Source organism: Chryseotalea sp. (genome assembly GCF_057350905.1).
Window position 1 is genome coordinate 611,098 of sequence record NZ_JBMRCF010000008.1, and the last position, 19,898, is coordinate 630,995.

Below are 19,898 nucleotides of genomic sequence, written 5' to 3' on the forward strand. Positions count from 1 at the left end.
GGCTTACTGCATCAGCAGCAGCAAATCATCAACATATTCCCGTGTGTTAGATAAACGCGGGACTTTATTTTGACCGCCCAGCTTTCCCCGCTTCTTCATCCAGTTATAAAAGGTGCCTTCCGCTGCACTGTGCACAATAGGAGCAACCAGCGCAAGATCTTTTGCGCGTTTGGCATCATAGTCAGAGTTAATGGTGCGCAATGTATCGTCCAGCATTTTTGTGAACTGATTCAGGTCATCTGGTTTTTTCCTAAACTCAATGATCCACTCATGTCCACCCTTTTTGCCTTCTTGCAAATAAACAGGCGCTGCAGTAAAGTTATCAATCACAGCACCCGTAGATTCGCAGGCTTTGGCAATTGCCTGCTCAGCATTTTCTACAATCAATTCTTCACCAAAAGCATTGATAAAATGTTTGGTACGCCCTGAAATTTTAATACGATATGGATTTTTAGAAGTGAATTTTATCGTATCGCCAATGTTGTAGCGCCATAGCCCTGAGTTAGTGCTTATGACCATCGCATAATTTTTACCCAGCTGCACTTGTTCTAACGAAAGGGCTGAAGGATTCTCTTTGTCGAGTTCTTCAACAGGAATAAATTCATAGTAAATTCCATAATCCAGCATTAGTAAAAGCTCTTCTGAATTTTTTTGATCCTGTATACCAAAAAATCCTTCGCTGGCATTGTAGGTCTCCCAATAGTTCATACTATCGGAAGGTATTAACGATTTAAACAATGCACGGTAAGGGCCAAAGGCAACAGCTCCATGAAAAAACACTTCTAATGAAGGCCAGACTTCTAAAATATTTTTCTTGCCTTGCAGTTCAACTATGCGTTGAATCAATAGGATAGTCCACGTAGGTACTCCGGCTATTTGGGTAACATTCACTTGAGAAACTTCTTGCGCCATTCGCTCAATTTTCTCTTCCCAGCTATTCATCAGGGCTGTTTGCAGACTGGGTGTACGAATAAACTCTGCCCAAACTGGTAAGTTTTGCATAATTACTGCAGATACATCACCATAAAATGAAGCGGCTGTCGGGTCAAGTTCGTTTACCTGATGACTACCCCCAACACCTAAACCCTTACCATCAAAAATTTTTGTGTCAGGATAGTTATTGATGTAAATGGACAATAAGTCTTTGCCTCCTTTGAAATGGCAATTATCCAGCGCTTCGGGTGATACAGGAATAAACTTACTTCGTGCGTTCGTAGTGCCCGATGATTTTGAGAACCACCTGATTTCACTTGGCCATAATATATTTTGTTCACCACGCATTAAGCGTTCTATGTAAGGATAGAATTGTTCGTAAGAATGAACAGGAATTCGGCTTTTAAATTGATCGTAATTTGTTATTGATCTGAAATCGTAACGTTGGCCAAATTCCGTATGCCTTGCTGAAAGCAACAAATTTTGCAATAACTCTGATTGCACCTCATGGGGGTTATTCATGAACCGCTCAATTTGACTAAAGCGGTGCTTCATAGCCCAGGTTACAATCGTATTAAACAGACCCATGATTAAGATTTAGGAAACCTCAAAAATAAGCTAATCCTGAGAAGTGCAAAACTTGGGTAAAGCTTATAAAATGGGGCCAGACTCTTCTTTCCAGGCATCTGGGGGTAGCGTAACCCTGGCCCTGCGCAATTCAAAGTTTTGTCCAAGATAAACTTTACGCACTTGGGGGTCGCTTGCCAGTTCTTCGGCTGTCCCAGATTTGAAAAGTTTACCATCTACCATCAAATAGGCGCGGTCGGTGATGGATAGGGTTTCGTCTACGTTATGGTCGGTAATAAGAATGCCTATATTTTTTGTTTTTAGTTTGGACACAATACCCTGAATTTCCTCTACGGCTATCGGATCAACCCCTGCAAAAGGTTCATCGAGCAATACAAACTTAGGGTCTACGGCCAAGGCTCGGGCTATCTCGGTTCTGCGCCTCTCTCCACCTGAAAGCGACATACCCATATTCTTGCGAACGCGGGTAAGACTAAATTCCTCCAGCATTTCCTCTACGCGATCTTTACGTTGCTGTTTGGTGAAATCACGCATTTCAAGCACGGCCATGATGTTTTCCTCCACCGTAAGTTTTCTAAATACAGAGGCTTCTTGCGCCAAGTAGCCAATGCCCAACTTGGCACGCTGATACATGGGCAAGGCCGTAATATCTTCTGTGTCCAAAAAGATCTGACCTTCGTTGGGTTTAATCAAGCCGACTGTCATATAGAAGGTAGTAGTTTTACCTGCCCCGTTAGGACCTAGTAAACCAACTATTTCGCCTTGTTGAACGTGCACAGACACATTATTCACCACTGTGCGCTTCTTATATTTTTTTACCAGGTTTTCTGCCCTTAACACCATAAAATCAAATCAGTTATAACAAAGGTATTGAATCGGTAGAATAGCAAAAATTAATCCATAGTTATTGGCTGGGGCAGCTGTGTGATTAGTGAAAATATAATCTAAAATCAAGCTTGATTGTTTCTGTATTTTAAGCCACGTTTAAGGCATGATTACATGGCCTGAATACAAAAAACTCACCTTTAATGATAAGGTAAGACTCCTGTATGAGGATGGAAGCTTTGTCATGGCTATTCGTTATTATCAATACAAAGTAAATCTTTACCTGATGGGTAATTTTTATGTGGAAGTCTTTGTTGAACACAAAGACTCCACCATTGCTAAAATTGCTTTACTCGATAAAGATTCTACTCGTCTGGCATTTTATTCTGATCAGATTAAACTTCCCTTAGAACTGTTAGGGTAAATTCAAAACTTTCCAAACTTCATACCTAGGCTTACGCTAGGTCCGCTCACCTGATCATCTAATGAACGCTTTTCATTATCGAAGGCAAAACGGTATGAAATGCCTGGCGAAATGCGTAACCATTTCAATAGATTTAATTCAACTTGTATGGCAGGTTCGCAGATGTAATACCACCTTATATCTTCTATGTCTTCACGATACTGTGAGTTGTCAAGATCTTCCCAACGCGGCCTGTGGTATTGCAAGGTGAAGCCTGCACCATTAAACACGTGAAGTACAGGGTGAATCGGACTGTTTGAAGCGATTACCAATTCGTTTACCATACCAAACTGGCTATACAAATAACTCATTCGCTGACTCGGGTTTGCGCTTTCATTAATATCTACCGGTATGTAATTGGTTGTGGATCCTCCACCGACACCCACTAAAAACTTTTTACCGATAAACCAGCCTCCATAAATCTCAGGCATGTTAGCAAAGCTACCGTGTATGCTGGTTAACTTGTTGCTTAAAGCAACATAGCCACCTGAGCCTTTGGTGTTTTTAAAGATGGTTCTGACTTCGTTGGGGGATTCAGATTGAGCATACGCGCTATAGCTCGTGCCCAGTAAAATGGCTACCGCCACTAATGTTGTAATGTGTTTTTTCATTTCTTGCTTTTGGCACTATGACAGGCCAAAATAGAAATACCCCTATGCATGCATTAACTTTTTTATATAAGCACAAAAAAGGGGCTTTCGCCCCTTTTTGCTTTTATATTTTAAACGCCTTTTTAACAGCATCTACGTAATCGAGCTTTTCCCAAGGGAATAACTCAACTTTTATCTTTTTCTCGTTCTGTTTACCCTTATTAAAAATCTTTTCTACCACTTTGTGCTCGCGACCCATGTGGCCATATGCTGCAGTTTCAGAATAGATGGGTGTACGCAGCTTGAAACGGTCTTCAATGAAATATGGACGCATGTCAAATAGCTTTTCTACTTTCTTGGCAATCTCCCCATCGGTCATTTTAACCTTGGCTGTACCATAGGTATTTACGTAAAGGCCTACAGGTTTAGCTACACCAATGGCATAAGCAACCTGCACCAATACTTCTTCCGCTACACCGGCAGCTACCAGGTTTTTAGCAATATGGCGTGTGGCATAAGCAGCTGAACGGTCCACTTTTGAAGGGTCTTTTCCTGAGAATGCACCTCCACCGTGTGCTCCTTTTCCACCATATGTATCTACGATAATTTTACGGCCAGTTAAGCCAGTATCACCATGAGGACCACCAATCACGAATTTACCAGTAGGGTTAACGTGATAGGTTATATCGCCTGCGAATAGCTTTTGAATACGCTTAGGCAATTTCTTCATAATGCGAGGCACAAGAATGTTGATTACATCATCCTTGATCTTAGCCAACATTATATTGTCTTTTGCAAAATCATCGTGCTGTGTAGAAATAACAATTGTATCAATACGCTGAGGTTTGTTATCATCGCTGTACTCGATAGTTACTTGCGACTTTGCATCCGGACGTAAATAAGTCATTGTCTTGCCCTCTTTACGAATGGCTGCTAATTCGCGTAATAACAAATGAGCCAACTCTAAAGGAAGTGGCATAAAGTTATCAGTCTCAGTAGTAGCATAACCAAACATCATACCTTGGTCACCAGCCCCCTGATCTTCTTTCTTTTTGCGCTCTACACCCTGATTAATGTCGGGAGATTGCTCGTGGATAGCTGAAAAAACACCACATGAATTTGCCTCAAACATGTATTCGCTTTTGGTGTACCCGATTTTCTTGATTACGTCACGTGCAATGTCCTGCACATCTAAATAAGCTTGTGATTTGACCTCCCCCGCTAAAACAACCTGACCGGTGGTTACCAGTGTTTCGCAGGCCACTTTAGAGTTAGGATCATAAGCAAGAAATGAGTCAATAAGTGCATCGGAAATTTGATCAGCCACTTTATCAGGGTGACCTTCAGAAACCGATTCGGAGGTGAAGAGGTATGGCATAGTTATTATTATGTTAATTTCAGCGGGCAAAGATAATAATTCCTATTAAAGATGTAGGGTTTTGTTTTTATCCGCCACCTGATACGGGTATCCTGTTAACAATAATTTCTTTTTCCTTTCCCTTTTATAATCAGGCATACCTTAGTTACTTGACTACTTAATTATACTGCCATTGACGGAGGTTTCAACAAAGGGTGCTCAAAAACACGTGTGGTTAACCATTAAAACCGCAATTTCTATCATTGGCGCCCTCTTGCTTTTCTTTTTTGCTATAGATCTGATGGTGACTTCCTTGCAGGAGCTTGGAGGAGGGGTTGCTGAAACCATTTTGCTTGCCACCGCTAATCCGTTTACAGGCTTGTTTATTGGTCTGCTGATTACCGCTATGATTCAGAGTAGCTCTACCACTACATCCTTGGTGGTGGCTTTTGTTGCCTCTGGCTCCATAACCCTGGAAAGTGCCGTTCCACTTATTATGGGTGCAAACATTGGAACCACAATTACCAGCACCATTATTTCACTTGGCTTTATCAATAAGAAGAAAGAATTTAAACGTGCTGTGGCTGCTGGTACGTACCATGATTTTTTTAATATTCTAACAGTTATTATCCTATTCCCTCTAGAGTATTACTATGGTTTTTTATCGTCTTTATCAACCAGAATAAGCGCTGCGCTATTCACACCAGCTGCAGATGTAACAACAACAAATGATCACCATTTCGGTTGGGGTTTTGGTGATTCTGTAAACTGGTTAGTCAATGTTATCCCCAGCGGTGTTATCCTTGTCATTATTGCCTTTGTTTTGCTCTTTGGCTCAATCTTGCTTTTTAGAAAATTGATATCCAATCTTTTATTGGTTCAATCACCTGAAAAGCTGGGCACCTTCTTTTTTGAAAAACCGGTGAAGTCCTTTGCTTGGGGACTTGTTACCACGGCAGCAATTCGATCAAGTACCATTACTACTTCATTGGTTGTGCCATTAGTGGCCAAACAAGTGATTAAATTAAAGGCCGCAGCACCATTCATTCTCGGTGCCAACATCGGAACTACCATCACGGCATTTATTGCTGCCATACTTTACGCTAATAACTCAAGTGCAATAACAATAGCAATAGCTCATTTTTTATTCAATTTTTTGGGTGTGCTTATTTTTTTTCCAATCCCAATACTTCGTAAAATACCTCTCAATTTAGCCTCCTTCCTTGGAAAGCTTACCCTCAAATACAGGCTGGTTGGTTTTGTTTATCTACTTTCTGCCTTCTTCTTTATTCCTTTCTCTTTGATTTACCTAAACAAAAACAGCATTGAAAATACTACTGTAACTTATGAAGTGCTGAATGAAAAGAATGGAGGGAAGACTACTTACAAACTAGTATCACGCGTTAACAGTAATACACGTAATGGTCAATGGATTGAATTTGCTGATAATAGCGATTCAAGCCTAAATGCGTCCAATAAAATTCAGCATATCTACTATCGTGATAATGTGTTTTTTGTAAACGACCAAGTGTATATGTTTAGTAAACAAGGTTTCTGCTGGGATGGCGAAGATCAAACAGGTAAGTACAAAGTGTGTGTAGACAGCATACTCACAAATTATAACTTAACATCAGATTTATCTCTTTCTCAACTGTATCATTTCAGGCGTACTTATTATGATAATGCACTAAGAAAAGTGAGTGATGTTTACATAAGTCCTGAATTGCCCATTATTATTAAACAGATAAATTATGACTCAGCAGGCTTGATCGAAACCCGAAGAATCTTGCGCGTTGAAAAAGATTAAAATGGTATAACTAAAAAACAGCGTAGAAATGTTTTTATATAATGTAACAGTTGGTGTAGATAAAAGTGTAGCACAGGAATGGCTGCATTGGATGAAGACAGAACATATATTAGATGTACTGAATACCGGTATGTTTATACAAGCCAAAATTTATAAAATACTGCATCAAAGTGAAGAAGATACTGTTTCTTACTCTATTCAGTATTTTGCTGAGACTATTGGCCATGTGGAGCAATACCTGGAGAAATTTGCGCCCGCTTTGAGAGAAGAGGTGAGTAAGCGTTTTGAGGGAAAACAAGTAGCCTTTAGAACTTTATTAGAAGAGGTTTAAATCATTCTCGCCTGACACCCTTTAACCAACTGGCGATACTCCAACGAGTAGTCTCCTGCACAACAGCTCCGCTCTCTGATGCCCTGTTAACTTTTTCAACAGTGTAGAAAGCTGTGGGAAGAATTTCCTTTAATTTGGATGTAAGCTCCTCCAGGCGTTCTCTTTCTAATACAGTAAATATTACACTTTCATCTCCATCAGGGCCGAGTGCTTTTAGTATTGTGAAGCGGTGATTTTGTTTTGTCAGGTATTCTTTTAGTTGGTCTATTTCTTTTCTGGTTATTATCCTGATGATTACTTTACCATAAGCAATTCTTTCTTCGATCATCATCCCTACAAAAATACCCATGGCAAAACCTGCCGGATAAGCTATGTACGAGGCCCAGTTATCCAGATGCTGAAATATCTGGCGAATGGCCATCAGCCATACAAAAGATTCTACAAAACCTAACAAGGTTGCGATCATTCTTCTTCCACCTAGCACATATATGATACGGATCGTGTTAATGGATACATCTATGATACGTGCCAGAAAAATCAATAGTGGCAGTATAACGTAAGCAAAAATTTCTTCGGAGATACCCAGTGATTCAACCATAGTTTTCAACTTTTTTGATTATCCAAACAATTCCTGAAACACCTCTGTTAGTTTACCAAAAGATTTAACGACAATTTTTGTTTTGCTCAGATCAAGTGACTTCTTACTATACTTGGAGATATAAATTTCTTCAAAGCCCAGTTTTTCTGCCTCTGAGATGCGTTGATCAACTCTATTGACAGCGCGCAACTCACCCCCTAAGCCAATTTCTGCGGCAAAGCATACTTTATCCGAAACGGATATCTCTTCCATAGAGGAAATTAAAGAAACACATAAAGCCAAATCGATTGCTGGGTCTTCAACAGTAATACCCCCGGCCATATTCACAAACACATCCTGTGTTCCTACCCTGAAGCCACATCTTTTCTCAAGTACTGCCAGCAACATGTTTAAACGCTTATGATCAAAACCATTAGGCGTACGTTGTGGCGTGCCGTAAGAGGCCGGACTTACAAGTGATTGTATCTCTATAAGCAGTGGTCTGTTGCCCTCAATGGTAGCGCCTATCGTGGCCCCCGTATGCTGACCATCTTTTTGTGAGATCAGTATTTCCGATGGATTACTTACTTCGCGCAAACCGGAGCCTAACATTTCATAAATACCTATCTCTGAGGTTGAACCAAAGCGATTTTTAGTGGTGCGTAGAATCCTATAAGCCAAATGTCTATCGCCTTCAAATTGCAGCACTGTATCCACCATATGTTCAAGCACCTTGGGCCCCGCCAACATACCATCTTTGGTAATGTGCCCTACTAAAAAAACAGGGGTGTTTGTTTCTTTGGCAAATTTCATCAACTCTCCAGCGCATTGCCTTACCTGAGCAATACTGCCCGCGGCTGAATCAAGCATGGTTGAGTGGAGTGTTTGGATAGAGTCTACGATAACCAACTGAGGCTCTACCTGCTCAATGGCCAGGAAAATATTTTTTGTGTTGGTTTCGGTAAGAATGTAAAAGTTATCACTGACTTTTTCTTTAGGCAGAATTCGTTCTGCCCTCATTTTAACCTGCTGATCGCTCTCCTCGCCTGTTACATACAAAACCTTTATCTTTTTTAATGAAAGCGCTACCTGAAGCATTAAAGTTGATTTGCCAATACCTGGTTCGCCACCGATAAGCATGAGCGAGCCGGGAACAATGCCTCCCCCTAAAACACGGTTCAACTCAGCATCTGGACTGATGATACGAACCTCGCTGGCTGAGGTTATTTCATGTAAAGTCTTTGGCTTTGCAATGCGCTCGCGGCCTCCTTCCTGTCGCCACTCATTTTTACTTTCTTCTTTCTTAACAACCTCCTCAACAAAAGTATTCCACTGATTGCATGCAGGGCACTTACCCAACCATTTGGGTGATTCATGACCACAATTTTGACAGAAAAAAAGGGTTTTGACTTTTGCCATCAGTGTTCTGATAAGATGTTACTTGATAATACTATATTTGACAAATCTAAACCCAATAAATTTAATTTTACCTATGCGTTTAATTCTCGTTGTAGCAATTTCCATTATTGCAGAAGGCATTGCTTACGCTCAAAAAGCCCCAATCAAATTTGGTGATGTACCCATGGATCAAATTCAATTGAAAGTCTATGATAAAGACTCCTCAGCGGCTGCGGTGGTCTTGACGGATTTTGGCACATCAACCATTGAGTACAATAAAGAGGAGGGCTTTCAACTGATTTTTGAAAGGATAAAACGAGTGAAGATCTTTACTAAAGATGGTCTGGATCAGGGAGATTTCTCAATTCCCCTGTATCGCAGTGGTGATAATGATGAAAAACTAACTAGTCTTAAGGGTGTAACATACAACCTTGAGGGTGGAAAAGTGGTCGAATCTAAGTTAAAAAATGATGCTCAGTTTAAAGAAAAGCAATCTGTCAATCTTAACCTTGTAAAGTTTACGATGCCCAATGTAAAAGAGGGTTCGGTTATCGAAATTAGTTATCGCGTAGTGTCTGACTTTCTCTTTAATTTTCAAGATTGGGAATTTCAATCAACAATTCCTGTAATGTTTAGCGAATACCGGGCTAACATTCCTGAGTATTATTATTACGAAAAGTATATACAGGGATATTTACCAGTTAAAATAAATGAGCAATCCTCCTCCACGCAAAGTATTATTATTACCACAAATAATCGTAGTGATGGAGGTATGGGTGTAAGACAGACACAAAGTAGTTTTAGCACTGATAAAATAGACTATACGCTGAATACACATCGATGGGTCATTGAAAATGCCCCTGCTTTTAAAGAGGAGGCTTATATTACTTCATATAAAGACTATATTTCAAAAATTAATTTTGAGCTATCCTATACAAAATTTCCCGACAGACCTATTAATCAAATCATGGGAAACTGGACAGATATTAACAATAGTTATGTAGAGAGTTCTGATTTTGGTGGAGAAATTAAAGGCAATGGTTTTTTAAAGAAACCAGCAGAAGAAATAATAACAGGTTTTAGCAGCCCTGAGGAGAAGGCTTCTGCCATACACGCTTTTGTTCGTAATAATTTTATTTGGGATGGTTCCTCCCGAAAATTTACTGAAACCCCTCTTCGAAAAATTTTTGATGAAAAAAAGGGTAGCTCTGCTGAACTAAATTTGTTGATGGGCTCTATGCTGGAAAAAATTGGTGTAGAGGTTTATCCTGTCCTGATCAGCACAAGAAATAATGGATTCATTCGTGAGATGACTCCCGTGTCTTCGCAATTCAATTACTCTATTATTCTTGCAAAGATAGGCGACAAACAATATTTGCTTGATGCTACCGAGAAATTACTCCCCTTTGGGATGTTGCCTGAGCGTTGTTTGAATGGGAAAGGCTTTGTTGTTGCCAAGGCTGGCCATAGTTGGGTGGCATTATCAGCGCCTGTTCGCTCAAGGCTGATTTATAACGTTGAGGGTAAGCTAACGGAAGAGGCTGTGCTCGAAGGAAAGTTAAGCCTTGAAAGAACAGGTTATTTTGCAGCACGCGACAGAAAACAATACCTGGCTAAAGATGAAACTGTGTACATAAAAGATCTTTCAGATAATCATCAATTAGAGGTGACTAAAAGTGAGTTTAATAATGCAAAAGATCTGAGTAATTCATTTAAAGAAATACATGATTTTGTTGCAACAGACAGAGGTAATGTTGCCCCTAACACCATTTACTTTAATCCTGTCTTCTTTAATAAGATTAAGGAAAATCCTTTTAAGGCTGAAGATCGCAAATATCCGGTAGACTTTGGTTTATCGTTTGATCAAATGTTTGTACTAAAATTAACCATTCCTGAGGGTTATGTGGTGGATGAAGCTCCTCAGCCAAAAGCTATGGCTTTACCTGGTGGAGCAGGACGATTTACCTACAGTTTTAGTCAGATGGGGAATACGATTAACCTCATAAATAATCTTCAAATTAATAAAAGTGTATTCAATCAGGAAGAATACGCCTCGTTGAGAGAGTTTTATAATCAGCTTGTTGCCAAACAGGCTGAACAGGTAGTATTAAAAAAGAAATAACAAATGAAATTTTCATTAACAATTTGTATTCTTTCATTATCGGTTAGTCTGTTAGCTGCTGAAAATAAATTTCCTGTCAGCGATATACCCGACAGTTTAAAAAATGGTATGTATGCTGTGGTTCGTGAAGAGAGTAATGTCTTTACCATTGTAGACAAGTCACACTCTAATATATTGTACCGTTCTGTTGTTACTATTTTAAAAAGTACAGGCAGATCAAACGCTCTGTTATCTGTTGAATATGATAAGCTTACTAAAATAAAATCTATTAGAGCAAATGTTTACGATGCTAACGGCAACATAATCAAAAAAGTGAAGGCCTCTGATTTTATCGACCAAAGTTCGATTTCAGGTTTTAGCTTGTACGAAGACAATCGTGAAAAGTATATTGACTTGCGTCAGGCGAGTTATCCTTATACAGTTGAGTTTGAGTATGAGCTTGATCTTAGTTATTTACTTTTCATTCCATCTTTCTATTTGTTTGATGACGATGAAGTGAGCATTCAGAAAAAATCATATCAATTAATTTACCCTACTTCCCTTAAGCCAAGGTATAAAGGCACTCTTGTGGGTGACCCTACCAAACGGATCGTAAATGGTAATGAATCATTGCTATGGACTTTTGAAAATTTAATTCCTCAAAAATTTGAGGCAATGTCACCAAACGTTGAGAAATATATTCCAAGAATACTTGTTGCCCCCGTAGCTTTTGAATACGATGGCTATGCAGGTACAATGGATAGTTGGAATAATTTTGGTAAGTGGCAACTTGCTCTTAACAAAGGAAGAGATGCTATTCTGCCTGAAACCATTGAAAAAGTTAAGCAGCTGACAAAGGATGCAAAAGATGACAGAGAAAAAGTAAAAATTCTTTACAAGTATCTTCAAAACAAAACCAGGTATGTCAGTATCCAGTTGGGTATTGGTGGTTGGCAACCCTTTGAGGCTATTACGGTAGATAAGTTAAGTTATGGGGACTGTAAAGCATTGTCGAACTACATGATCTCTTTATTAAAAGCTGTTGATATTAAAGGTTACTATACAGTAATTTATGGAGGATTAAATCCACCTACGGTGCTGGAAGATTTCCCTAAAAGCTATTTCAATCATGTGATTGTAACGGTGCCGCTGGCAAAAGATACAGTCTGGCTTGAATGTACTAATCAACAAAACCCCTTTGGTTATTTAGGCAATTTTACAGGCAATCGTACTGCCATGATGGTGACTGAAAATGGCACCATCCTTATTAAAACTCCTACCTATACAGGGAATGTTAATCAGCAAATAAGATCTGCAGAGGTAACGCTTGATGCTAATGGTAATGCGCAGGCGAAAGTTCAAACTAGTTATACAGGCCTTCAGATTGAAAATGACGGACTTGATAATTTTGTAAACAAATCAGCAGATGATCAAAAGAAATGGATACAAAATAATACATCAATACCCGCATTTGATATATTGAATTTTAAGCTAAGTATGATTAACGAAGAAAAGCCTGAAATTGGCGTTTCATTAAATCTTAACCTGAATCGATTTGCGTCTGTGTCTGGGAAGCGTTTATTTTTTAACCCTAACTTAATGAATCGGTCTACCTACATTCCTGAAAAACTAAAAGAAAGGAAAACCATTATCGTTTTATCTACAGGGTTTATCGACATAGATACTGTCAGGTATAAACTTCCAGACAATGTATATCCTGAATTCTTACCTGAAGGTCAGAAACATCAGTCTCGCTTTGGTGAATATGAGTCGAGCTTTCAGATGGATAAAGATGGCTTGCTTTATATCCGAAAGCTTAAAATGAGAGAAGGTGAATACCCGGCCTCTGCCTATCAGGAGCTCACTGATTTTTACAAGAATCTTAACAAAGCCGATAATATTAAAATTGTATTGCTCAGTAAGACATGAGCAATACACTATTTAAATGGGGAGTCGTCCTCCCGGGCCATAAAGTAATAGGTGATTTTATCCATTAGTGAAGGAAAAAGTTTTGTCAACCAGACAGCCAGTTTCCCTTGTGTAGTCAAAACTAAATCGCGCTTGCGTTTAAGGATAGCATAATAAATATGCTCGGCTGTTTCTTCAGCTGACATCATTTTACTTTCGTCCCTTGGCGATTCGCCTTGTGGGTGACCATCGGCTGTTAGTGCAACATTGCGAATATTTGATGTGGTAAAGCCCGGGCATACCGATAACACATGAACACCCCTTTTCATTACCTCCATGCGAAGCGCTTCCAGGAAGCCCTCCATTGCATACTTGGAGGCTGAATAAGCTGTACGTGCAGGTGTCGCTCTTTTACCGTTTATCGAAGATATTCCCACAATAGACCCCTTTGATTGCAGGATATGGGGTAATGCGTATTTGGTACAATAGACCGTGCCAAAAAAATTAATGTCTATTACCTTTTTAAATACATCGAGTTGTACATTTTCAAACAGAGCTCGCATCGAAATTCCGGCATTGTTAACGAGCACATCAATTTTACCAAAACGCTTGATGGTTTCATCTGCTATCCGCTTAGCTTCTGCCTCCTGGCTTACATCGCCTTGAAGGGGCAGTACTTCAACCCCATTTTTTATTAATTCGTCAGCTATCGCTTGTAACTCTTCCCCTCTACGGCCGGTTATCGCCAACAATGATCCTTTTTTACCAAACTCAAAAGCAAGGGCTTTTCCTATTCCGGAAGTGGCACCAGTTATAATTACAACCTTATTTTTCATACGCTAAATCCGGGTAATCCTTTTGACGTCTGTTCTGAGTTTACCCAAAAATACTAATACTTGCTTAACTTGCTTCGTAAAGATTTGTTGCCATGTGGCTGTTGAAATTACTTTCTCGTTTACCTTTTTCAGTGCTGTACCTGTTTTCCGACTTCCTATTCTTCGTAAGTTATAGGATTGTGGGTTACCGAAAGAAGCTGGTCAGGCAAAATATCAGAAAATCGCTTCCACAGCTAAGTGAGCAAGAACTTCTGAATGTTGAAAGGAAGTTTTATAAAAACCTGTGCGATTATGCTGTAGAAACCATCAAATTAATAGGCATTACAAAAGAAGAGCTCCAAAAGCGTATCAGGTATATTAATCCGGAATTAATGGAAAAATATACTTCCAATGGTCAGTCCGTTGTGTTGTTATCATCGCACACCTTTAATTGGGAGTGGCTGCTGGTGGCCGGCAGCATTTCATTACCAGCACCCGTGGATTTTGTCTATCAGCCTGTTAAAAATTCCTTTTTTGATTCTTTTATTTTAAAGGCACGCTCACGATTTGGTGCTTATGCGGTTAAAAGAAATGAACTCGCCCGTGAGTTAATTAAGCGTAAGTCAATTGTAAGAGGCATCGCTGTGGTTGCAGATCAATATCCTGGCCACGGAAATGATAAACGTCATCAAACTACTTTTTTAGGACAGGATACTGTTTTTTTTTATGGCAGTCAGCAAATGGCCACCTTAATGCAAGCCCCTGTTTTGTACGCCATTGTCGAAAAGGTTAAAAGAGGTTTTTATACGTGCCGACTAGCCTTAGTGGGTGAACCGCCATACACTAAAATGGATACGTTTGTAATTGATAATTACTCAAAAGCGGTAGAACAATCTATTTACCAGCAGCCAGAGGGTTGGCTTTGGTCGCATAACCGTTGGAAGAAAAGGCATCTGGATGAGGCCCCTCAAGCCAGTGAATAAAATTTTACTATATATTCTTGTTTGCATGGGCATGCAACACAAGCAGAGATACAATCAGCAGTAAACTATATTCTACACCACCAGTTGACGGCCCTACTACAAACCAACCGTTTTGGGCATGCACCAGTATTATGCCCATCAGCAATTGTATTGCCCATACAAGCGAAATCCATTTTGTAAAATAGTTTAACAGAAGGGCCAGGCCTGCAATTAACTCAAATAATGTGATGCCCCAGGCTATGGGTACGCCTATCAGAAATCCTTTTGCATTCAGGAAATCACCAAAACCATTCACCGTATTAAAATACAGACGTTGTGTACCATGTGCCAACATGCATATGGAGATCATCATGCGCAAAACTAATAGGGAATTAGCAGGGCTCAGCAGGGCTTTCATAAATAAGGATTTTAGGAAAGATCGCTAAAAGTAATGTAGGGTAAATACCCCAATGCTCGGCATAAAATAAAATTAGGTCAGCATTTGAGCAATGTCCTCGCGGGTGAGTTGCTTCATAATACTTTCTTCCGTTGTAATCAGATCGGTGGTGAGTTTTAATTTACGCTGCTGAAGTTGTAATATTTTTTCTTCTACCGTATCACGTGTAATAAACTTATAGGTAAACACTTTTTTCTTTTGACCAATTCTATGTGCTCTGTCTACTGCTTGCGCTTCTACTGCCGGGTTCCACCATGGGTCAAGTATAAATACATAGTCAGCTTCTGTTAAATTGAGACCAAGACCACCTGCCTTTATCGAAATCAAAAACAGCTTTAGTTTCGGATCTTTATTGAAACGTTCAACCTGTTCTTTACGATCACTACTGCTACCATCTAAATAGGCGAAATCAATTTTCTGCTCTTTCAGATACTGTCTGACTAACTCAAGGTGTTTAACATATTGACTAAACACAAGCACTTTATGATCTTCAGCCAATGCATTGGCCAGCATATGCATGATGTCTTCAAATTTCCCTGAATCACCTGTGTAATTAGGGTCTATCATTTTAGGGTGATTGGCCAACTGACGAAGTTTAGTCAGACCTTCTAAAATCATAAACCTACTACTGCCTATACCTTCTTTATCAATCTGATCAAGAATCTTGCTTCTGTAAAATGCTTTTGCCTCCTCATACTTTTCTTGCTGAGCCGCACTCATCTCCACATACTGCACATTTTCAACTTTTTCAGGAAGTTCTGTGGCTACCTGCGATTTATGTCTGCGCAGCATGAATGGCTTAATAATGGTGTGTAATCGTTTGGATCGAACTTCATCACCTTTCTTTTCAATAGGATTTAAAAACTCATTCTTAAAATAGGTTTGTGGCCCAAGCAAACCCGGATTGATAAAAGTCATTTGCGACCACAAATCCAGGGTTGTATTTTCCAGTGGTGTACCTGTTAAGGCAAGCTTTTGTCGTGATTTTAATTCTCGTACGGCTTGTGCAATATTTGAAGTCGGGTTTTTAATTACCTGCGATTCGTCAAGGATGATGTAGTTGAAATAGAAATTTTTAAACAACTCCACATCCAGGCGCGTAATACCATATGAGGTAAGTATTAGATCATATTGATCAAATCGCTTAACATCTTTATTGCGTTGTGTACCAGTGTAGGTTAAAATTCGTAGCTCAGGGGTAAACTTCTTCGCCTCCATCTCCCAGTTGTAGACCAACGAGGTGGGCATAACCAACAAAGATGTACCATGATTTGCTTCTTTTTCGGATTGAAGCAAAGTGAGGGTTTGTACTGTTTTACCGAGACCCATGTCATCGGCTAACACACCGCCCAGCCGATATTCATTTAAAAATCTAAGCCAGTTATAGCCTGCCTTCTGATACGGTCTTAATTCACCACCAAAGCCTTTAGGCAAATCATAATTCTTAATACCTGTAAATGAGCTTAGGCTACGCAGGCGTTCACTGATGTGCACTTTAGCCAGGTTGCCTTCTTCAAGTTCCTTTACCAGTGCCAGGTGATGTTTACGCAAAACAGGTTTTTCATTTTTGCCTTCTGTTTCACTAAGTGCGAAAAGATCAGAGTACTTTGTCAACCAGGCCTCAGGTATGATGGCGATTTCACCATTGGGTAATTTGAACTCAACCTTTTTTCGCATGATCAGCTTTCTCAATTCCTTGAAAGGGATATCAAAATCACCGAAACGAATTTTTGCGTGAATATCAAACCAGTCGATATTCTCTTTAACCTCTACCTCAATAAGCGCTTTGCCTACAAAATATTTTTTGTCACGACTTTCTGGCTGGCTAACCTCGAACCCCAGGTTTAAAAGATTAACTCTGTTTTCGTTTAACCATGAAAATGCTTCTGCTTTTGGTACAGCTACTCTGAAATCTTTAAAGGGAAGTCCGAGTTTTTGCAGCGTCTGTAAGAATTTCTTTTCTAGATCGGGCTTGCGTGTTACCCTATGAAAAATATATTGTTCCTCTTGTTTCTCTACGGTAACATTGACAGAGCCACTGGCATCACCACGGAAACGATACTTTCCATATTTGAAGGAAAGGTCAAATACAAGTTTACCACTTTCATCTGTCCTGTCCTCTTGGGTGGCAGGATTCGAATCAAAAAGTGTGGCGGCCTGTGTTGATTGAGCGGTATGTAGTTCAGAAAGCGTCAGTACCGGATGTGGGTCATGATCATGCTTTTGTATATCAAAACCCTGTGCTTCAATTTCATCAAATGATGCAATAAGTGGCGCAACAAAACGGTTGTAATAGGTTTCTTCAAGATTTTTTGGAATGGTCACTGATTTCTTTGTTAAAAAAGGAATCAGTTTTTTTCCATCTACTCCTTTTTCAAAACCATACAGTTTGCCATTTAATACCAGCCATGCCGGATGTTTGCATACCAAGAAGGCCGTGGCATTTGGAAGATCCACTTTTTTGCCTTCATAAGAAATGGTAGGAAAATACTGAGTGTTCTCCGGGGTGCGCATGAAATGAAACTGAACATTTGCACGCTTTTCCAGCACTTCAAGTTTACGCCAGGTGGGTTCACCATCGTTACCCATTTCAAAAACCATTTTCCCCTTCAGCAGCTCGAGCACCTGTGCTCGCCTTTTCTCCATGTAGTCCTCAATCTGCTCCTGAATGAGTTCGTTGCCTTTCACTTTATCAAAAGTTTTAGCAAAAAACTCTTCAGGCTTCATTTGCTTGGCAGAGTACTTTTTTACGATAACATCCTGCTGCATGGCATCCATGAGCTCAATCAATTTGAAATCGCGGTCATCAAGCCCTTTGGTAAACTCACGGGCATTTTTGTGCGAGATATTTTGATGCTGGTAGGTTAGTTTTCCACGCTCATCCAGGTGAACAATATATGACTCAAACACATAGCCAAGATACTCGTGCTGAAAAACCGAGTACACAATTTGGAAAGGCTGTGCAGCAGAAACTTTCATAATAGTCTAAAATCTGTCGAGGCATGAGCGATTGTTGCGTTCGCTCTTAAAACCCAGAACATTCAAAAAAGTATTAAAAACGCCCGAAAAAGAGCTTTCCATAGCTACGGGAACCTGAAAGATACTAAAAGTATTTAAGTCAATTTGTAAAATTTCGCGCGGGAAGGTACATCAAACTTACAGGTGTTCAATGGCAGCGGCACGTGCAGCAAGGTGCGCGGGTCGGAGTGAAATCAAAATAGTGATGATGGCCACAACCCCCAGGGTTAGTAAAAAGTCGGATAATACAGGTTTAATCGGATAGCCCTCAGTGATGGCGCTTTCCATACCCATGGAGACAAAGCCAAAATGCATTTGTGCCCATATTAATATTGCGCCTAATAAAAGACCAAATGAGGTGCCCAGCGCGGCAATGAAAACGCCCTCGCTCACAAATATCTTTCTAATCAGATTGCCATCTGCACCCATGGCCATCAAAACAGAAATATCTTTTTTCTTGTCGAGTGCCAACATCATAAGACTAAAGAAAATATTAATAGCACCAATTCCTAGCAGCAGCGTGAAGGCAAGAAAAGTGAACAACTTTTCCATGTTAAGAAGCCTGTACAGATCCTGGTGTTGCTCTTCGTGATTAAGCACTGAAAAACGTTGACCCAAAATTTGTTTCAATGCCTCCTGAACCTGCTGTTGGCTGGCTTCAGTTTTTGTTTTTATCTCCAAAGAAGTGCGTTTATTACCACTGTCCATCAGATCCTGAGCAAAACGAAGGGGAACAATAACGTAGTTGTCATCAAAATTCTGAACAATAGAAAAAACAGCGCCCGGTATTATATTGCGTTTGTTGTAAAGCTTCGATGGATCGAGTCCTGTCAGTTTTGCATTTTTAATATAGTACAATTGCAAAGGGAATAAAGGGTCATTCACAACAATAGAAAGATTGTACTCAACACCTCTTCCAATAAGTGCATAGTCTACGTTGTTCTCAATAAGTGCCAGTTTACCTGCTACAATAGAATTATTGATACGCTTTTGATCAATAAAATTTTCACTCACGCCCTTGAGCGTCACAATTTGGTTAGCATCTCTGTAACGCAGGTATGCATAATCCTCCATCACCTCTGTTACTATTTCCACACCTGCCACACGCTTGATTTTTTGCATGAGGCTGTCAGTCATAACAAAGGTTTTACCCTCAACAGCTTCAATTTTTATTTGTGGATCGAAAGAATTATTGAGCGTTCGTAGTAAATCGCCTAGCCCATTAAAAACAGACAGAACGATAACCAATGCTGCCGTAATGAAAGCCACTACAACTACCGACAACCACGAAATAATATTAATAAAGTTCTTCTTTCTTTTAGAGAAGAGGTATCGCTTTGCTATGAAAAAGGGGAGATTCAAAATCTAATTAGGCGATGGGTGGAATATGATTTGAGATTCTTTTTACTCTGTTGGTGGAATGTTAAGGTTATTGATGATATCATCCAGCCTTTGTGCATTTTCCTCCACTTCATCTAAATAAAAAACAATCTCAGGCACAATACGCAGTTGCTTGCCCACCTTATTACCCAGCAAGCCCCGAAACTCCTTTTTATGATCGTTAATTTTAGCTAACAAGGCCTGCTTGTCTTTTACAAGCATCATACTGATATAAAGTTTGGCCACACTCAGATCGGGGCTTACCCTGACCTCCGCAATACTCAAAAAAGCATTATCCAAAAGACCTCTCCGATCGCGCTGAAAAATATCACTCATTTCCTTTTGAATGAGTTTGGCTACTTTCTGTTGTCTGGTACTCCCCGTCATA

General features: G+C 39.8%; 17 protein-coding genes. 6 read left to right on the top strand and 11 right to left on the bottom strand.

What is annotated here, in order from left to right:
* Nucleotides 1-3 precede the first annotated feature (3 nt).
* Entirely contained in the window at nucleotides 4-1,521 is a 1,518-nt protein-coding gene (locus ACO1XM_RS11200; protein ID WP_486228895.1) for a GH3 auxin-responsive promoter family protein, read from the bottom strand.
* Between the two features lie 63 nt (nucleotides 1,522-1,584).
* Nucleotides 1,585-2,364 carry an LPS export ABC transporter ATP-binding protein gene (gene lptB / locus ACO1XM_RS11205; RefSeq protein ID WP_486228897.1) on the bottom strand — a complete coding sequence of 260 codons (780 nt, stop codon included), beginning with the start codon at nucleotides 2,362-2,364 and terminating at the stop codon, nucleotides 1,585-1,587.
* 148 nt (nucleotides 2,365-2,512) lie between these two features.
* On the opposite strand from lptB, the gene ACO1XM_RS11210 reads away from it, so the two are divergent.
* Nucleotides 2,513-2,770 carry a hypothetical protein gene (locus tag ACO1XM_RS11210; RefSeq protein ID WP_486228899.1) on the top strand — a complete coding sequence of 86 codons (258 nt, stop codon included), beginning with the start codon at nucleotides 2,513-2,515 and terminating at the stop codon, nucleotides 2,768-2,770.
* A gap of 2 nt (nucleotides 2,771-2,772) precedes the next feature.
* Here the strand turns inward: ACO1XM_RS11210 and ACO1XM_RS11215 are convergent, their stop codons facing one another.
* Together ACO1XM_RS11215 and metK are read right to left on the bottom strand one after the other, a co-directional pair.
* Nucleotides 2,773-3,420: a hypothetical protein gene (locus tag ACO1XM_RS11215; protein WP_486228901.1), complete on the bottom strand. Its 648-nt coding sequence runs from the start codon at nucleotides 3,418-3,420 to the stop codon at nucleotides 2,773-2,775.
* A 103-nt stretch (nucleotides 3,421-3,523) separates the two neighbouring features.
* Nucleotides 3,524-4,777, bottom strand: a complete 1,254-nt coding sequence (gene metK / locus ACO1XM_RS11220) for a methionine adenosyltransferase (protein WP_486228903.1) — start codon at nucleotides 4,775-4,777, stop codon at nucleotides 3,524-3,526.
* 172 nt (nucleotides 4,778-4,949) lie between these two features.
* Here metK and ACO1XM_RS11225 point away from each other — a divergent pair, with 172 nt between their 5' ends.
* Together ACO1XM_RS11225 and ACO1XM_RS11230 are read left to right on the top strand one after the other, a co-directional pair.
* Nucleotides 4,950-6,563 (top strand): Na/Pi symporter, encoded by a 1,614-nt coding sequence (locus tag ACO1XM_RS11225; protein ID WP_486228905.1) that lies wholly within the window; start codon nucleotides 4,950-4,952, stop codon nucleotides 6,561-6,563.
* 28 nt (nucleotides 6,564-6,591) lie between these two features.
* Nucleotides 6,592-6,894 (top strand): DUF4286 family protein, encoded by a 303-nt coding sequence (locus ACO1XM_RS11230; protein ID WP_486228907.1) that lies wholly within the window; start codon nucleotides 6,592-6,594, stop codon nucleotides 6,892-6,894.
* 1 nt (nucleotide 6,895) lies between these two features.
* On the opposite strand, the gene ACO1XM_RS11235 is transcribed toward ACO1XM_RS11230, so the two are convergent.
* A complete protein-coding gene (locus ACO1XM_RS11235) occupies nucleotides 6,896-7,492 on the bottom strand; it encodes a DUF2179 domain-containing protein (protein WP_486228909.1) in 597 nt (198 codons plus the stop codon).
* Nucleotides 7,493-7,510: 18 nt separating this feature from the next.
* Nucleotides 7,511-8,890, bottom strand: coding sequence for a DNA repair protein RadA (gene radA, locus ACO1XM_RS11240; RefSeq protein ID WP_486228911.1), 1,380 nt, complete (start codon nucleotides 8,888-8,890; stop codon nucleotides 7,511-7,513).
* Nucleotides 8,891-8,963: 73 nt separating this feature from the next.
* On the opposite strand from radA, the gene ACO1XM_RS11245 reads away from it, so the two are divergent.
* Together ACO1XM_RS11245 and ACO1XM_RS11250 are read left to right on the top strand one after the other, a co-directional pair.
* Nucleotides 8,964-10,991 carry a transglutaminase domain-containing protein gene (locus tag ACO1XM_RS11245; protein ID WP_486228913.1) on the top strand — a complete coding sequence of 676 codons (2,028 nt, stop codon included), beginning with the start codon at nucleotides 8,964-8,966 and terminating at the stop codon, nucleotides 10,989-10,991.
* A gap of 3 nt (nucleotides 10,992-10,994) precedes the next feature.
* Nucleotides 10,995-12,899 (top strand): DUF3857 domain-containing protein, encoded by a 1,905-nt coding sequence (locus tag ACO1XM_RS11250; RefSeq protein ID WP_486228915.1) that lies wholly within the window; start codon nucleotides 10,995-10,997, stop codon nucleotides 12,897-12,899.
* Between the two features lie 8 nt (nucleotides 12,900-12,907).
* On the opposite strand, the gene ACO1XM_RS11255 is transcribed toward ACO1XM_RS11250, so the two are convergent.
* Entirely contained in the window at nucleotides 12,908-13,714 is an 807-nt protein-coding gene (locus ACO1XM_RS11255) for an SDR family oxidoreductase (RefSeq protein WP_486228917.1), read from the bottom strand.
* Nucleotides 13,715-13,806: 92 nt separating this feature from the next.
* Here ACO1XM_RS11255 and ACO1XM_RS11260 point away from each other — a divergent pair, with 92 nt between their 5' ends.
* The gene (locus ACO1XM_RS11260; protein WP_486228919.1) at nucleotides 13,807-14,676 is read left to right on the top strand and encodes a lysophospholipid acyltransferase family protein; all 870 of its coding nucleotides are present in this window, start codon (nucleotides 13,807-13,809) and stop codon (nucleotides 14,674-14,676) included.
* Between the two features lie 7 nt (nucleotides 14,677-14,683).
* Here ACO1XM_RS11260 and ACO1XM_RS11265 read toward each other — a convergent pair whose 3' ends face one another.
* From ACO1XM_RS11265 to rbfA, 4 genes are all read right to left on the bottom strand, one after another.
* A complete protein-coding gene (locus ACO1XM_RS11265; RefSeq protein ID WP_486228921.1) occupies nucleotides 14,684-15,073 on the bottom strand; it encodes a DoxX family protein in 390 nt (129 codons plus the stop codon).
* 72 nt (nucleotides 15,074-15,145) lie between these two features.
* A complete protein-coding gene (locus tag ACO1XM_RS11270) occupies nucleotides 15,146-18,091 on the bottom strand; it encodes a DEAD/DEAH box helicase (protein WP_486228923.1) in 2,946 nt (981 codons plus the stop codon).
* Nucleotides 18,092-18,268: 177 nt separating this feature from the next.
* The gene (locus tag ACO1XM_RS11275) at nucleotides 18,269-19,492 is read right to left on the bottom strand and encodes an ABC transporter permease (RefSeq protein ID WP_486228925.1); all 1,224 of its coding nucleotides are present in this window, start codon (nucleotides 19,490-19,492) and stop codon (nucleotides 18,269-18,271) included.
* 42 nt (nucleotides 19,493-19,534) lie between these two features.
* Complete coding sequence (gene rbfA, locus ACO1XM_RS11280) at nucleotides 19,535-19,897, bottom strand: 30S ribosome-binding factor RbfA (protein WP_486228927.1); 363 nt, start codon at nucleotides 19,895-19,897, stop codon at nucleotides 19,535-19,537.
* Between the last annotated feature and the right edge of the window lies 1 nt (nucleotide 19,898).

What these genes read in the sequence shown, in the direction of transcription:
- ACO1XM_RS11265 (WP_486228921.1), bottom strand. Translation starts at nt 15,073, where the DNA reads ATGAAAGCCCTGCTGAGCCCTGCTAATTCCCTATTAGTTTTGCGCATG.
- ACO1XM_RS11245 (WP_486228913.1), top strand. Translation starts at nt 8,964, where the DNA reads ATGCGTTTAATTCTCGTTGTAGCAATTTCCATTATTGCAGAAGGCATT.
- ACO1XM_RS11270 (WP_486228923.1), bottom strand. Translation starts at nt 18,091, where the DNA reads ATGAAAGTTTCTGCTGCACAGCCTTTCCAAATTGTGTACTCGGTTTTT.
- radA (WP_486228911.1), bottom strand. Translation starts at nt 8,890, where the DNA reads ATGGCAAAAGTCAAAACCCTTTTTTTCTGTCAAAATTGTGGTCATGAA.
- rbfA (WP_486228927.1), bottom strand. Translation starts at nt 19,897, where the DNA reads ATGACGGGGAGTACCAGACAACAGAAAGTAGCCAAACTCATTCAAAAG.
- ACO1XM_RS11215 (WP_486228901.1), bottom strand. Translation starts at nt 3,420, where the DNA reads ATGAAAAAACACATTACAACATTAGTGGCGGTAGCCATTTTACTGGGC.
- ACO1XM_RS11260 (WP_486228919.1), top strand. Translation starts at nt 13,807, where the DNA reads ATGTGGCTGTTGAAATTACTTTCTCGTTTACCTTTTTCAGTGCTGTAC.
- ACO1XM_RS11235 (WP_486228909.1), bottom strand. Translation starts at nt 7,492, where the DNA reads ATGGTTGAATCACTGGGTATCTCCGAAGAAATTTTTGCTTACGTTATA.
- ACO1XM_RS11250 (WP_486228915.1), top strand. Translation starts at nt 10,995, where the DNA reads ATGAAATTTTCATTAACAATTTGTATTCTTTCATTATCGGTTAGTCTG.
- ACO1XM_RS11230 (WP_486228907.1), top strand. Translation starts at nt 6,592, where the DNA reads ATGTTTTTATATAATGTAACAGTTGGTGTAGATAAAAGTGTAGCACAG.
- ACO1XM_RS11255 (WP_486228917.1), bottom strand. Translation starts at nt 13,714, where the DNA reads ATGAAAAATAAGGTTGTAATTATAACTGGTGCCACTTCCGGAATAGGA.
- ACO1XM_RS11200 (WP_486228895.1), bottom strand. Translation starts at nt 1,521, where the DNA reads ATGGGTCTGTTTAATACGATTGTAACCTGGGCTATGAAGCACCGCTTT.
- ACO1XM_RS11210 (WP_486228899.1), top strand. Translation starts at nt 2,513, where the DNA reads ATGATTACATGGCCTGAATACAAAAAACTCACCTTTAATGATAAGGTA.
- metK (WP_486228903.1), bottom strand. Translation starts at nt 4,777, where the DNA reads ATGCCATACCTCTTCACCTCCGAATCGGTTTCTGAAGGTCACCCTGAT.
- lptB (WP_486228897.1), bottom strand. Translation starts at nt 2,364, where the DNA reads ATGGTGTTAAGGGCAGAAAACCTGGTAAAAAAATATAAGAAGCGCACA.